13 protein-coding genes and 1 tRNA gene are annotated in these 14,233 nt (G+C 58.9%); 5 read left to right on the forward strand and 9 right to left on the reverse strand.

Annotated features, from left to right (window positions below; translation table 11 throughout):
* Position 1: 1 nt before the first annotated feature.
* The 6 genes from QQG91_RS05165 to fabI all read right to left on the reverse strand — a co-directional run bounded on the left by QQG91_RS05165 (position 2) and on the right by fabI (position 2,905).
* Positions 2-136, reverse strand: a complete 135-nt coding sequence (locus tag QQG91_RS05165; protein WP_285771906.1) for a hypothetical protein — start codon at positions 134-136, stop codon at positions 2-4.
* Positions 133-369, reverse strand: coding sequence for a BolA/IbaG family iron-sulfur metabolism protein (locus tag QQG91_RS05170; protein WP_285771907.1), 237 nt, complete (start codon positions 367-369; stop codon positions 133-135). The genes QQG91_RS05165 and QQG91_RS05170 overlap by 4 nt, the downstream gene beginning before the upstream one ends.
* 79 nt (positions 370-448) lie before the next feature.
* The gene (locus QQG91_RS05175; protein ID WP_285771908.1) at positions 449-946 is read right to left on the reverse strand and encodes a hypothetical protein; all 498 of its coding nucleotides are present in this window, start codon (positions 944-946) and stop codon (positions 449-451) included.
* 10 nt (positions 947-956) lie between these two features.
* Entirely contained in the window at positions 957-1,469 is a 513-nt protein-coding gene (gene gpt / locus QQG91_RS05180) for a xanthine phosphoribosyltransferase (protein WP_285771909.1), read from the reverse strand.
* An 11-nt stretch (positions 1,470-1,480) separates the two neighbouring features.
* Complete coding sequence (locus QQG91_RS05185; RefSeq protein ID WP_285771910.1) at positions 1,481-2,095, reverse strand: LysE family translocator; 615 nt, start codon at positions 2,093-2,095, stop codon at positions 1,481-1,483.
* A 3-nt stretch (positions 2,096-2,098) separates the two neighbouring features.
* On the reverse strand, positions 2,099-2,905 hold the full coding sequence (gene fabI, locus QQG91_RS05190; protein WP_285771911.1) for an enoyl-ACP reductase FabI: 807 nt from the start codon (positions 2,903-2,905) through the stop codon (positions 2,099-2,101).
* A 150-nt stretch (positions 2,906-3,055) separates the two neighbouring features.
* Between fabI and pdxH the strand changes: the two genes are divergently transcribed.
* The 4 genes from pdxH (at position 3,056) to QQG91_RS05210 (ending at position 4,883) form a co-directional block, all read left to right on the forward strand.
* The gene (pdxH, locus tag QQG91_RS05195; RefSeq protein WP_285771912.1) at positions 3,056-3,661 is read left to right on the forward strand and encodes a pyridoxamine 5'-phosphate oxidase; all 606 of its coding nucleotides are present in this window, start codon (positions 3,056-3,058) and stop codon (positions 3,659-3,661) included.
* Between the two features lie 118 nt (positions 3,662-3,779).
* A complete protein-coding gene (locus tag QQG91_RS05200; RefSeq protein WP_285771913.1) occupies positions 3,780-4,307 on the forward strand; it encodes a cold-shock protein in 528 nt (175 codons plus the stop codon).
* Complete coding sequence (locus QQG91_RS05205; protein ID WP_352232123.1) at positions 4,304-4,765, forward strand: DUF192 domain-containing protein; 462 nt, start codon at positions 4,304-4,306, stop codon at positions 4,763-4,765. The genes QQG91_RS05200 and QQG91_RS05205 overlap by 4 nt, the downstream gene beginning before the upstream one ends.
* Positions 4,766-4,806: 41 nt before the next feature.
* A tRNA-Pro gene (locus QQG91_RS05210) sits at positions 4,807-4,883 on the forward strand.
* Positions 4,884-4,890: 7 nt separating this feature from the next.
* Here the strand turns inward: QQG91_RS05210 and QQG91_RS05215 are convergent.
* Entirely contained in the window at positions 4,891-6,753 is a 1,863-nt protein-coding gene (locus QQG91_RS05215) for a glycosyltransferase family 2 protein (RefSeq protein ID WP_285771914.1), read from the reverse strand.
* A 767-nt stretch (positions 6,754-7,520) separates the two neighbouring features.
* Between QQG91_RS05215 and QQG91_RS05220 the strand changes: the two genes are divergently transcribed.
* On the forward strand, positions 7,521-11,174 hold the full coding sequence (locus QQG91_RS05220) for a vitamin B12-dependent ribonucleotide reductase (RefSeq protein WP_285771915.1): 3,654 nt from the start codon (positions 7,521-7,523) through the stop codon (positions 11,172-11,174).
* A gap of 126 nt (positions 11,175-11,300) precedes the next feature.
* On the opposite strand, the gene QQG91_RS05225 is transcribed toward QQG91_RS05220, so the two are convergent.
* Both QQG91_RS05225 and QQG91_RS05230 read right to left on the reverse strand, forming a co-directional pair.
* Positions 11,301-12,845: a tryptophan halogenase family protein gene (locus QQG91_RS05225; protein ID WP_285771916.1), complete on the reverse strand. Its 1,545-nt coding sequence runs from the start codon at positions 12,843-12,845 to the stop codon at positions 11,301-11,303.
* Between the two features lies 1 nt (position 12,846).
* Entirely contained in the window at positions 12,847-14,223 is a 1,377-nt protein-coding gene (locus QQG91_RS05230) for an alpha-glucosidase/alpha-galactosidase (protein WP_285771917.1), read from the reverse strand.
* Positions 14,224-14,233: the final 10 nt, after the last annotated feature.

A 14,233-nucleotide genomic window follows, 5' to 3' on the forward strand; every position in this document is an offset into this window, starting at 1 on the left:
GTCAGCCTTTCTTGCGGAATTGGGTGTTGCGATGCCGCTCGACGCGCACAGGCACCGGACGGCGTTGAGGGGCAGGGGCGGCAATGATCGCGATCAACGCGCCCGCGAGCAGGAGAGCGGTTGCTGTGATCATCATTCGGGAGCCTTTGTGGTCAGTGCGAGCGCGTGAAGCTCGCCTTGCGAGCCATCCATTTTACCCTTGAGCGCGGCATAAACGGCGCGCTGTTGTTGCACGCGGTTCTGGCCGCGGAAGCTTTCGTCGATGACCATGGCGGCAAAGTGCTGGCCGTCATCGCCTTCGACCGTGATCTTGGCCGAAGGAAAGGATTCGCGGATCAGGTTTTCGATTTCAAGTGCCGTAATGGCCATGTGGTCTTTCTCCTGTTGTTGCTCAAAATGTAGAGCGCCAATTCAGGGGCTGCAAGGGCCAGCGGCCCAAGACTTCGCTTTATTGATCGGGCTGCGCAATCGGTCGCAGCGCTTCAATGAAGGCTTTGAAGTCCCTGTTCAACTCGACCGACGAGGACCAGCTTCGCGCCGAACGCTTGATCAGGCTTTGGCACTGCGCTTCAAGCTCGGGCGGCAAATCGTATTTCCCCGCCGCTTCCAGCATCAGCATCCGTTCATGCAGCGGGCGCAGCGCGCCGAAGTCGCGCATCATCGCGGTCAAAAGCTCGGGGGCGCTCCGCCAGTCCTCGCCGTTGAAGCGCTCTTCGATCACGCGTTGGCCCGCGCCCGCGCAATCATAGTCGATGCAGCCCTGAAACCCCCGTTCGGCAAGGTTTTCGTGGATCGTGCAGCGATGATCGGGGCCGAGGTTGGGGCAGGGGGTGCCTGCCTCTTTCGAGATGGCGAATTTGGGGCCCTTGTCAAAGCTGAGCGCGACGCAACAGAGCGCAGCGCACCGGCTGCACTCTGATTTGAGGCTTGGCGTCAGACAGGGCATCGAGGCGGGATCAGTCCTTGCCGCGATAGGGTTGGACGTATTGAAGTGCCATATCCCACGGGAAGAAAATCCACGTATCCTGGCTCACTTCGGTGATGAAGGTGTCCACCTGCGGGCGGCCCTTGGGCTTTGCATAGACGGTGGCGAAATGGGCGTTCGGATAGAGTTCGCGGCACAGTTCAAGCGTTTTGCCCGAGTCCACCAGATCGTCGATGATCAGCACGCCCGTGCCGTCGCCCATCATCTCTGCATCAGGGGCCTTGAGCACCTGAGCTTCGGTCTGGGACTGGTGGTTGTAGGATTTGACGCTGATCGTATCCACGGTGCGGATATCAAGCTCGCGGGCGACGATCATTGCGGGGGCCATACCGCCGCGAGTGATCGCGACAACGGCCTTCCATGCCCCGCCCTCGAGAGGGCTTTGACCATCAAGCCGCCAAGCCAGAGCGCGGCTGTCGCGATGGATTTGGTCCCACGAGACGTGAAAGCCTTTTTCATGCGGGAGGCGGTCTGTGACGGGCATTGAACGATCCTTTAGGTCAGCGCGATCTTGAGGCCGAGGAGAGCCATCAGCCCTCCGAAAGTGCGATCGACTACGGCTTTGAGACGCAGATATGTGTTGCGGGCGCGCGACGTCGAGAAGACGCGCGCAACAAAGATATACCAGAGCGTTTCGTTGGCGAAAACCGCTGCAAGTATGGCAAGACGCCACGGCATTGGCGTGTCCATGGGCACGAGTCCCACAAAAACCGCTCCGAAAAAGACTGCGGGCTTGGGATTGGTCGCAAAGGTCAGGAAACCGAAGCGCACCGCCGAAAGAAGCGAACGCGGCTCGGTGCCGAGCTGCGCTTCCGCCAGCGGGTCCTTGGCGTGTTTCCACATGTTGTAGGCGATCCAGAACAGGAAGGCCGCGCCCAAGAGCTTCATCCCGATGAAGAGCGCAGGCACGAGCTGGAAGACAAGCGCAAGGCCGAGCATCGCCGCTGCGGCCCAAAGCACCGCGCCCAGTCCGAAGCCGAGCGCAAGGGCGGTCGCGACCTTGAAACCTTCGGAGGCAGCCATGCGGACCGCGACTACGAAACTGGGGCCTGGCGAAATGGCCGCCGCAAGATGGATCAGAACGATCGAAAGGAATACGGCGGCCGTCATGTCTTAGTCTTTGTTCATATCGGGCGCGTCGACGGCCTTCATGCCGACAACGTGATAGCCCGCGTCCACGTGGTGGGTTTCGCCCGTCACCGCGCTTCCGAGATCGGAGAGCAGATAGAGGGCCGAGTTGCCGACCTCTTCGATCGTGACGTTCTTGCGCAGCGGCGAGTTATACTCGTTCCACTTGAGGATATAACGGAAGTCGCCGATGCCCGAAGCGGCAAGGGTCTTGATCGGACCGGCCGAGATCGAGTTGACGCGGATGTTCTTCTTGCCAAGATCCTCTGCAAGGTAACGGACCGAGGCTTCCAAAGCGGCCTTGGCAACACCCATAACGTTATAGTGCGGCATCACACGCTCTGCGCCGTAGTAGGTGAGGGTCAGGCACGAGCCGCCATCGGTCATGAGCTTTTCGGCGCGGTTCACCACGGCGGTGAAGGAGAACACGGAAATATCCATGGTCATCGTAAAGTTTTCACGGCTGGTGTCGACATAGCGGCCACGAAGCTCGTTCTTGTCCGAGAAGCCGATGGCGTGGACGATGAAGTCGAGCTTGCCCCACTTCTTTTCAAGCTCGCCAAAAAGAGCGTCGATGCTTGCCATATCGCTCACATCACAGGGCAGAACCGTATCGCTGCCGAGTTGGGCCGCGAGAGGTTGCACGCGCTTGAGCAGCGCATCGCCCTGATATGAGAAGGCAAGCTCCGCCCCGTTGTCGGCAAGCGCCTTGGCGATACCCCATGCGATGGATTTGTCGTTCGCAAGGCCCATGATCAGGCCGCGTTTTCCCTGCATCAAATTAGATGACATCTTCTTCCCCTATGCCCCAATAGTGCTTTTGAGGACCTTTAGGCTATTGAAACCAACGCTTCAAGAATTACTACAACGTAGCGTCACTATTGATTGGTGAGCGGCAAGAATCTAAGGGGCGTTCCCTAGTGATTTAACGAGGATGGACAAATGAGCGATAGGACTGGCATTTTTGCCGGCGATGATCCGATCGAGATCGCACGGACTTGGCTTGCCGAGGCCGAGAAGACCGAATTGAACGATCCGAACGCTATCGCTTTGTCGACGGTGGACGAGAATGGGCTTCCTAATGCGCGGATGGTTCTTCTCAAGGACATCGAAGACGATGCATTTGTCGTTTACACCAACTACGGCAGCAAGAAGGCCCAAGAGCTTGATGGTGCGGGCAAAGCCGCATTCGTCATGCATTGGAAAACACTGCGCCGCCAAGTGCGCGTGCGCGGGCTTGTCAGCCGCGAGGACGGACCGAAGGCGGATGAATATTACGCCTCCCGTTCGCTCAAAAGCAGGCTCGGGGCTTGGGCTTCGCAGCAGTCGCAGCCGCTCGATAGCCGCGGCACTCTCATGGCCGAAGTGGCCAAGGTCACCGCCCGCGAAGGAATCAATCCCGCGCGCCCGCCGTTCTGGGGAGGCTATCGGATTTCGCCTCTCGAGATAGAGCTATGGGCGGATGGCGCCTTTAGGTTGCACGACCGCTTCAGGTGGTCGCGCAATAGTCTGCATGACCCTTGGGTCGAGACCCGTTTATACCCCTGAATTTCACGCTTCGTGAATGGCATCGTGTTGGAAATGGGTTGTTTTTCCCGACCAAAAGGGGTCTGTTGTCGCTTACGAAAGTTGCGCCCGGATGGGGGGCGCGGCTGGAGAATAAAAAATGACTGAAGTGTTAAGTGAAGACCGCCTGTTGCAAGGGCGTGTCAAATGGTTCGACACCGCCAAAGGTTTCGGATTTGTGGTCTCTGACGACGGAGGGCCGGACATTCTGCTACACGCAAATGTTCTGCGCAATTTCGGCCAGAGCACTATTGCAGACGGATCCTTGATCCAGCTGCGTGCCCAAAAGACCGAGCGCGGAATTCAGGCCACCGAAGTGGTCGAGATCACCCCGCCCGAAGGTCCAAGCGTGACCCCGCTTGCCGATCTTGCAGAAGTCGATCCGGCAGAACTTGCCGCCGCCAAATTGCAGCCGGCGCGCGTCAAATGGTTCGACAAAGGCAAAGGCTTCGGCTTTGCGAATGTCTTCGGCTCGCCCGAGGATGTTTTCGTTCACATTGAAGTGTTGCGGCGTTCCGGTCTTGCAGACCTCTTGCCCGGAGAGGCAATCGGTATCAAAGTGCTTGACGGAAAACGCGGCAAGATGGCCGCCGAGGTGTTGGTCTGGGAAAGCGCAAACTCTCTTTGATCGCAGGCTTTGTCCTTGCGCTAATCGGCGCAGGGTCGGGTGCTTTCGCGCAATGTGCGCCTGACCAGGTTCTTGTCAAAGGGGACTTCGGGCAGGCGCGCTTTTCCGTCGATCTTGCCGATTCAGGCGAAGAACGCGCCAAAGGTCTTATGTATGTCGAAACCATGCCGACCATGTCGGGCATGCTTTTCGTTTATGACGCCCCGCAACACGCTACCTTCTGGATGCGCAACACGCTGATCCCTCTCGATATGATTTTCATGGACCAGACGGGAACGATCACGCACATCCATCCGAACGCCAAACCGCTGGATGAAACGATCATCGACGGCGGGCAGGGCGTGCTCTTTGTGCTCGAGATCAACGGGGGCTTGGCCAAGCGTCTCGGCCTCAAGGTCGGCGACGTGCTCCAGCATCCGTCTATCGGTGAAAAAGCTGCCTTCCCCTGTGACGGTTAGGGGTTTTCAAATCCGAAACGAACGCGTAGAGACGCACAAGTCGGGGCGTAGCGCAGCCTGGTAGCGCGACGGTTTTGGGTACCGTAGGTCGTAGGTTCGAATCCTATCGCCCCGACCACTCTCTCTCAGATTAAAGCGTCATACATCTCGCGGATTTCGGGAATAGAGAGCGCTGTTGCGATGCGCTCCTGATGCCACGCAACGGCCTTGTCATGGAGGTCCTTGAGCACAGGATCGGACAGCAATTCGTCGTAAATCTCGCGCACCCGCGGGAGGAGGCTCTGGATCGAGGTGTCCTCTTCTTCATTGCGGTTCATACGGTCCCAATAGTCGCGATTGCGGTCGATCCCGCCGTGCACTGTGCCCTTGAGGGATTTCAAAAGGAAACTCTCGCGCGAGCGGACGGCATAGTGGTTCAGCTGCCCCAGATCATAGCCGACGCAATCGGGACCGCTCCGCCAACCGCCCTTGGTTTGTTCATGATAGCGTGCGGGCATTTCCTGACCCGAGCCGTTGACCCAAAGAACATTGGACCAATCCGCACCCAGAGGAATGAGCGGACGATGCGTGCCGAGCCGCTCCACGCGATCGGTGCGGAACAGCGACTTGAAACCCCATGCCTGAGCGGGACGGGGGCAATGATAGGGCGCGGCTTTCCGGAATTGCTCGGTCAGAAAGGCGTTGCTGAACGTTTCGACGCCCCCATTGCCGAAGAGCCTCCAAGTCAGCGAGATAATGTCGCTCCCTTCCGGCGCGGCTCTGACCAGATCGCGGATGCTTTTGTCGCCCGCATGCACATTGGTGAACTCGTCCACGTCAAGGATCATAGCCCAGTCGTGACGGGCAAAGACCTCTTCCTTGAATGCCTTGCGAAACGCGCGGATCTGGTAGGAGGCGCGCTGCCCGTCCTGACGGGTGTTGTCGCGGTGGGTGACGAGCCCCGATTGCGCGAGCCGTTCAAGGATAAGATCGGTGCCGTCGCTGCAATCGTTTGTATAGACAAGGAAATGATCGAACCCGATGGCTTTGTGAAAGGCGATCCATTCTGGGATAAAGACGCCTTCGTCTTTCATGCAGGTGATGGCGATAAAGCGCTCGTCAGAGGGGTCCTTGCGGGCGGGCTTGTCACGCTTGGACGTCTGGACCACCACGGGGGCAACCCGTTCTTCGTTGGGGAGGGGGGCGTCGCGGCTATCAAGGCCGTGACGTTCGAGCAGCTTGGCGATCAATGAGCCTTGGGGTGCAAGTCCTTCGTGCCGCCGCGAGATCATCCGCCGCATCCGGCTGCCGTAGAAATGGATCGACGTGGTTTCGGGGCCGAAATCCTCGGGCGAGAGGTGATCGGGCCAAAGCATCTTGCCGCGCTCTTCGAAACTGACGGGGTAAAGCACCTCTTGCGGTAAAGCGTGCTCGATTTCCCCCGTTTTCATGAGGTAATAGCTCACCGCCGTAGGCCCCCAGACGCCCCAAGGCATCTGGGACACATGGAGAGGGTCCCCCGCTTCCTTGCGGGCGAGCAATTCCATCTTTTGCCTGTCGTTGAACCAATCGGGGATCGGATATTCGGTGTTCGTCGCAGCAAGCAGTGCCTTGAGCGTTTCGCTCTGGGACGGAAAGGCGAGAACGCCGCTGGCGATGCTGTTCTCGGCCTGAAAGGCGTAATAATGCCCGTTTTCAGGCATCCACGGGCGAAGACAATAGGCATCCGTATCGGCCCAGATGATCCCCGGCAACAGATCAAGCATTCGAAGGCGGAACAGATCGGCATGAAGCGCAAGGCTGTCGTTGCGCTCGTATTTGAGAAACGGCGGTCCCTCGAGGATATCGCGCGCATCCTGAAGATCGACCCCCTCGGGCGCGTTGCCGACATCTCCATAGGTAAAGAGATGCACAGGATGGCCCGCATCGACAAAGGATTTGATGCACAGGATTTCGAGGAAACTGAGATCGCCGCCGATCCAGAGCATTCCGATATGTGGTAGAACCATCTCGCGCCTCAAGTCTTCGCCACTTTGATGTGGTCTTCGCTTCGGTTGATAGCACAAGGCGCCTCGGGTGTCGTCCCTCTCGCGCGGCTGGATGCACAAAACTTGGGAGTGTGATTCTTTTGGCCCGATGAGGTGTCGCAAATCGGTTTGCAACTCTGGGGTGTGAGTGGCAAACAGAGCAGCAGATCAAAACTCTTATTGTTCTAGATACTTAGCCATCGCTCGTCGAGCGAGGGCGCGGGTGCGCCGCTTGCTCTCAAAGGGACACAGGCAGTAGGGGAGCGCAAAAAAAAATTCCACCTGCTGATTTTGCCTAAACTTTCATCACTGCCGAGCCGTATGCTTAGGGTATAGGTTGTATCGACTGCAATCTGGGGTTCTAAACGGCTTGGACTAAAGGCGTTTCTCGGATGGAGCTATTCGTCCCCAAAGTATAGCGCTGTGCATAAGTCTGCGGATGAATCGGTGGATGCTGCGACGGAATGTCGGTCAAGCGGCAATCTGCTATATTTCGTCAAAAAAGAAAGTTGACCTACTAGCCATTGATTGCCACTTTGTGCGTGCCGATGGGGTTGCCACTAGATGTAGTGAGCATCGGTTAGGGACAAAACTTGGATTTTCAGGCCGAAAGGCGAGACGAACGCTCTTGAGCGGACGACCTTTTTGTCCCTGACCTCGGGTCGGTTGTGTAGGGGCTGCGCGGACTGCGCTGCAAAGTTGAACATCAAGGGCTGCTTCAGACGGTCCGCTACAGGGGCATAGGTCGAATGAAAATCGAACGGCTTTTTACTCAATCCGGTCAAGACGCTTACGCGAGCATCGAGTTCAAATCTGCGACTTCCGAAATTCGCAATCCTGACGGCACGATCGTCTTCAAGCTCGACAATTGTGAAATCCCGTCCAAGTGGAGTCAGGTTGCGAGCGACGTGATCGCACAGAAATACTTCCGCAAGGCGGGCGTTCCTTCGGCTCTCAAGCGCGTCAAGGAAAAGGGCGTGCCTGAATTTCTCTGGCGTTCGGTGCCTGCCGATGGCGCCGAGATGGGCGGCGAAACCTCTGCCAAGCAGGTGTTCGACCGTCTCGCAGGAGCGTGGGCCTATTGGGGCTGGAAGGGTGGCTATTTCACCACCGAGGAAGACGCGCGCGCCTATTTCGACGAAATGCGCTATATGCTCGCGACGCAGCGCGCCGCGCCGAACTCGCCGCAGTGGTTCAACACGGGTCTGCATTGGGCTTACGGCATCGACGGCCCTGCGCAAGGGCACCACTATGTGGACCACGAAACGGGCGTTCTGACCAAATCCAAGTCCTCGTATGAACACCCCCAGCCGCATGCCTGCTTCATCCAGTCCGTTGCCGATGACCTCGTGAACGAAGGCGGCATCATGGACCTGTGGGTCCGCGAAGCGCGTCTCTTCAAATACGGCTCGGGCACGGGCACCAACTTCTCGTCGCTGCGCGGCGAGGGCGAAAAGCTTTCGGGTGGCGGTAAATCGTCGGGCCTTATGGGGTTCCTCAAGATCGGTGACCGTGCAGCGGGCGCGATCAAGTCGGGCGGCACCACGCGCCGCGCGGCCAAGATGGTTATCGTCGATGCGGATCACCCCGATATCGAGGAATTCATCAACTGGAAGGTCATCGAAGAGCAAAAGGTCGCTTCGATCGTGGCCGGCTCCAAGATGCACGAGCAGAAGCTCAACGGTATTTTTGCCGCGATCAAGGCTTGGGACGGCGCAGAGGCCGATGCTTATGACCCCAAGGTGAACGAGGGTCTGAAAACCGCGATCCGCGAAGCCAAAAAGGTTGCGATCCCCGAGACCTATATCAAGCGCGTGCTCGACTATGCCAAGCAGGGTCACACGAGCATCGAATTCCCGACCTACAACACCGATTGGGACAGCGAAGCCTATTCGAGCGTGTCGGGCCAGAACTCGAACAACTCGATCCGTGTTACCGATGGCTTCCTCAAAGCGGTGCGCGAGGATGCGGACTGGAACCTCATCAACCGCAAGGACGGCACCGTCGCCAAGACCATCAAGGCGCGCGATCTGTGGGATCAGGTCGGCCACGCCGCTTGGGCCTGTGCCGATCCGGGCATCCAGTTCCACGACACCGTCAATGCATGGCACACCTGCCCCGAAGACGGCTCGATCCGTGGCTCCAACCCGTGCTCGGAATATATGTTCCTTGACGATACGGCTTGTAACCTCGCTTCGATGAACCTGTTGACCTTCTACAAGGACGGTCAGTTCCAGGTCGAAGAATACATGCATGCCACGCGCCTTTGGACCGTGACGCTGGAAATCTCGGTGATGATGGCGCAGTTCCCCTCCAAGGAAATCGCGCAGCTTTCCTATGACTTCCGCACCCTCGGTCTTGGCTATGCCAACATCGGCGGTTTGCTGATGAACATGGGCTTCGGCTATGACAGCGACGAAGGCCGCGCACTTGGTGGGGCTTTGACTGCGATCATGACGGGCGTGTCCTATGCGACTTCGGCCGAGATGGCGGGCGAACTCGGTGCCTTCTCGGGCTATGCCCGCAACAAAGAGCACATGCTCCGCGTCATTCGCAACCACCGCAACGCCGCCTATGGCAACTCGGACGGTTACGAGGCGCTCGAAGTCAAGCCCGTGCCGCTCGATCACGCAAATTGCCCCGACCAGCGTCTTGTCGCTCTGGCGAAAACCGCTTGGGACGAAGCGCTCGCCCTTGGGGAAAAGCACGGCTACCGCAATGCTCAGGTGTCGGTGATCGCCCCGACGGGCACCATCGGTCTTGTGATGGATTGTGACACCACAGGCATCGAACCCGATTTCGCACTCGTCAAGTTCAAGAAACTTGCGGGCGGCGGTTACTTCAAGATCATCAACCAGTCGGTGCCTGCCGCCTTGACCAAGCTTGGCTATAGCCCCGCTCAGGTCGAAGAGATTGTGGCCTATGCGGTCGGTCATGGCTCGCTCGGTCAGGCTCCCGGCATCAACCACACCTCGCTCATCGGCAACGGCTTCGGTCCGGCGGAAATCAAAAAGGTCGAGTCCGCGCTCAAGTCCGCCTTCGATATCCGCTTCGTCTTCAATCAATGGACGCTCGGCGAGGATTTCTGCAAGAACACGCTCGGCATTCCCGCTGCGAAACTTGTCGACCCGAGCTTCGATCTTCTGCGTCACCTCGGCTATTCCAAGGCCGAAATCGACGCCGCCAACGACCATGTTTGCGGCACGATGACGCTCGAAGGGGCGCCGCACCTCAAGGACGAGCATCTGAATGTCTTCGACTGCGCCAACCCCTGTGGCAAGAAGGGCAAGCGCTTCCTCTCGGTCAACAGCCATATCACCATGATGGCCGCGGCCCAGTCCTTTATCTCGGGTGCGATTTCCAAGACGATCAACATGCCCAATGATGCGACAATCGAGGATTGCCAAAAGGCCTATGAACTGAGCTGGTCGCTCGGGATCAAGGCGAATGCGCTCTACCGCGACGGCTCCAAGCTGTCCCAGCCTCTTGCTGCCGCTCTGGTCGAGGATGACGACGAAGCCGCCGAAGTGCTCGCCACGGGCAACCCGCAGGAAAAGGCCGCCGTGCTTGCCGAGAAGGTGATCGAAAAGATCGTCATCAAGGAAGCCGTGCGTTCGCACCGCGAAAAGATGCCCGAGCGCCGCAAAGGCTATACTCAAAAGGCGGTCGTCGGTGGTCACAAGGTCTATCTTCGCACGGGTGAATACGGCGATGGCCGTCTGGGCGAGATCTTCCTTGATATGCACAAGGAAGGCGCAGGCTTTCGCGCAATGATGAACAACTTCGCCATCGCGGTGTCGGTCGGTCTTCAGTATGGCGTGCCGCTTGAGGAGTTCGTCGATGCCTTTACCTTCACTAAGTTCGAACCCGCGGGCATGGTGCAGGGCAACGACTCGATCAAACAAGCAACGTCGATCCTCGACTACATCTTCCGCGAATTGGCCGTGTCTTACCTTGACCGCACCGATCTTGCGCATGTGAAGCCGTCGGGCGCGTCTTTCGACGACCTGCACAAAGAGGATCAGGCAACCAACGTCGCCCAGCCGAGCGAGAGCGCCGCGACCAAGTCGCTCGAAGTGCTCAAGCAGATCTCTTCGACGGGCTATCTGCGCAAGCGTCTGCCCCAAGAGCTGATGGTGCTTCAGGGCGGAGCAGGGGGCAGCGTTGCCTTCGGATCGGCGGCAACGGCCGAGGTGATCGAAACCGTTGTGCCCACGACGGCCGTCTCGCAAATGGCCTCGACCGCAGTCGCCAGCGGCACGGTCAGCCTCTCGGCCCGCGACAAGGCCAAGATGCAGGGCTATGAGGGTGATCCTTGCGGGGAATGCGGCAACTACACGCTCGTGCGCAACGGCACCTGCATGAAGTGCAACACCTGCGGCGGCACGAGCGGTTGCAGCTGATGAAATTCAGGGGCGGATGCGTTCGCCCCCGACGCGGATCGGGATACAGGCAATAAACCACCGGGCGGTAAAAAATCCACCCGATCCGTGACACTGGGGGGCCGATTGGCCCCCCTTTTTCTTTGCCTAGATGGACAGGCTGGCAAGCCAGTCGCGGTGCGATCTTGCCTGTCTTGCGGCGTCTTTCGCTTGCCGCGTCAGGTGATCCACCGTTTGCCGCGCAAAGTCCCTCAGCTTGGGGTCGGCGGCCATCGCTTTGCGGGCGACCTCTTGCGACAGAAGGCCAAGCCCGTCGAGAACGGGATAATGGAGCAATTCCTCCACATGGGGTAACCCATCGAGATCATTGCGGAAATCGCTGGCCTTGGGCATTTGCTTTTGCCAATGGGCGACCCTCTCGCGGGTCTGCGGCTGGATAAAGGTCGTCGCCACATCGCGCCAGAACGGGCTATCGTCGCGCTCGCTTACATAGTGCAAGTTGATGAAATCGCGGAAATCGTCGACCTGTCCCGCTATCGCCGCGTTATAGCGCTCTTGTCCCTTGGAGTCGGGCGTGCCGAGCGTCGCCAGATGACGCTTGATGAACAAAAGGAGCGATACGATCGTCCCGTGGATCGACGTCGCCTCGAGCGGTTCCAGAAAGCTGGAGGCCAGCCCGAGGGCGAGGACATTGCCCTTCCACACCTCGGAGAGGCGGCCTGCGTTGATCTTGATGTCGTTGCGCGGCTCGATGGGATGGCCGAGCGCGGTCTCGATCTCGGCCTGCGCCTGATCGGGGGTGACATGGCGGTCGGAATAGACATAGCCGCAGCCGATCCGCCCTTGGGTCGGGATCTGCCACATCCAGCCCGACTTTTGCGCCCAAGCGAGCGTATAGGCGGGAAGTTCCTCGCCCTCTTTGAGGTCGAGCCAGAAGGGCATCGCACGATTGACGGGGAGCACGTCACCATAACCGACCCAACTCGCGCCCATAGCGCCGGCGATGAGCGAGCGGCGAAATCCGGTGCAGTCGATAAAGAAATCCGCCGAGAATGTCTGACCGTTATCAAGCCGTAGCGCCGTAATATCGCCCGTTTGCGCGTCCCGCTCGGCGCTCTCGACCAAGGCGTCGAGGGTTTCGATCCCCTCGGCCTTGCTCCGTAGATAGGCGCCCACCTTGGCCTGATCGAAGTGATAGGCGTGGTGAAAGCGGCTGATCGGCACATCGCGGCCCCCCGCCTGTGCAACGGGTGCTTTGCCGCCCGCCATCAGTGCCGCAAAGACATGGGGTTCGGTCACCGAGCGGCCTGCCGCCACGCAAAAGGTGTCGATCCAGGCGCCGCCGTTCGGCACGCGGTCTGCCAGTGCATAGGCATCGTCAATCGGCCCGTCATAGGAATGACCCAAGCGCCGCCAGTCACGGTGCCTGATGCCAAATTTGATCGTGGCATCGGTATTGGCAAGGAAATCGCGCTCGTCGAACCCGAGCGCCTGAAGCACGCCGCCGAAAATCGAGGTGGTGCCTTCTCCAACCCCGATGGTCGGGATCTTGGAGCTTTCGATCAAGGTCAGCCGAAGCGCGCGCCCAAGGCGTTTCGCTTCGGCCTGCAAAAGATGCGCAGACAGCCAACCCGCCGTGCCTCCACCGACGATGGCAATGTGCAAGGGGGGCTGGCCGTCTGCTGCGGTCATCTTAGGCTACCTTTTTCTTTGCGCCCCCCGAAATCCATTCGGGAAGCCATGCGCCGTGCGCTTCGATCAATTCGTCCACCATCTCCCAGATTTGGTCGAGGTCAAGCTCTGCACCCGTATGGGGGTCCATCATGGCGGCGTGATAGATGTGCTCGCGGTTCTCGGTGAGGAGCGCCTTGACGGTGAGTTCCTGCACGTTGATGTTCGAACGCATGATCGCGGCAAGCTGCGGCGGAAGGTTCTCGACGCGGGTTGGCTGGATGCCGTTGCGGTCCACAAGGCACGCCACTTCGACGGCGCAGCCTTCGGGCAGGGCGGGGATATAGCCCTTGTTCGCAACGTTGCCGTAAATCACGCTCGGCGTTCCGGTCCAGACCGAGTTGATGATCTCGGAGGCATATTCGACCGAGTTCGGCACTTCGATGCTGTCCGAGGTCTTGTATTCCTCGAGCTGGTCTTTCCAGCGCGCGATCTGCTCGACACAGCGCTTGGGGTATTCGTCCAGCGGAATGCCGAAACGCTCGATGATGTCGTCGCGGCCGCGCTTGATGAACCACGGCACATATTCGGCAAAGTGCTCGGAGCTTTCCGTTGCAAAGTAGCCGACGCGCTTCATCATCTCGTAGCGCACCTTGTTCGGGCAGCGCGGGTTCCAGCTGCTTTCGGGGCGCGGATAGATGCCTTCGGCATAGCCTTTGTGCAGCGCGGGATAAAGATCGCGATAGCTGCCGTCTTCCATGATTTCCTCGAACTTGAGGAAATAGGCGACGTGGTTGATACCCGCCGAGAGATAGCGGATCTTGCTGTCGGGGATCTGCAAATCGCTGGCAAGCTCGTGGGCGGTGTGCTGGACCGAATGGCAAAGGCCGACCTGCTTGATATGCGGATATTTCGCCGCAATCGCCCAAGTGTTGATCGCCATCGGGTTCACATATTGAAGCATAAGCGCATCGGGGCACACATCGGTCATATCTTCACAGATCGACCAGAGGTGCGGCACGGTGCGAAGCCCGCGCATGATGCCGCCGATCCCGAGTGTGTCGGCAATGGTCTGGCGCAGGCCGAACTTTTTCGGCACTTCAAAATCGGTGACGGTGCATGGCTCGTAGCCGCCGATCTGGAAGGCGACGACGACGAAGTCGGCATCCGTCAATGCCTCGCGCTGGTTGGTGTGGAGCGAGTGTGTCGCGCCCGCGCCGATCGAAGAGACCAGCTTTTCAAAAACGATCTCGCTTTCCTTGAGGCGCTGTTCGTTGATGTCCATCAAAGCGACATGCGAATTGGCCAGAGCGGGACGCTGCAGCACGTCGCCGATAATGTTCTTCATAAAAACCGTGGATCCGGCGCCGATAAAAGCGATTTTTGGATGTGCACGCATGGATGTTTCC

This window comes from Marivivens sp. LCG002 (assembly GCF_030264275.1).
Taxonomy (GTDB): domain Bacteria; phylum Pseudomonadota; class Alphaproteobacteria; order Rhodobacterales; family Rhodobacteraceae; genus Marivivens.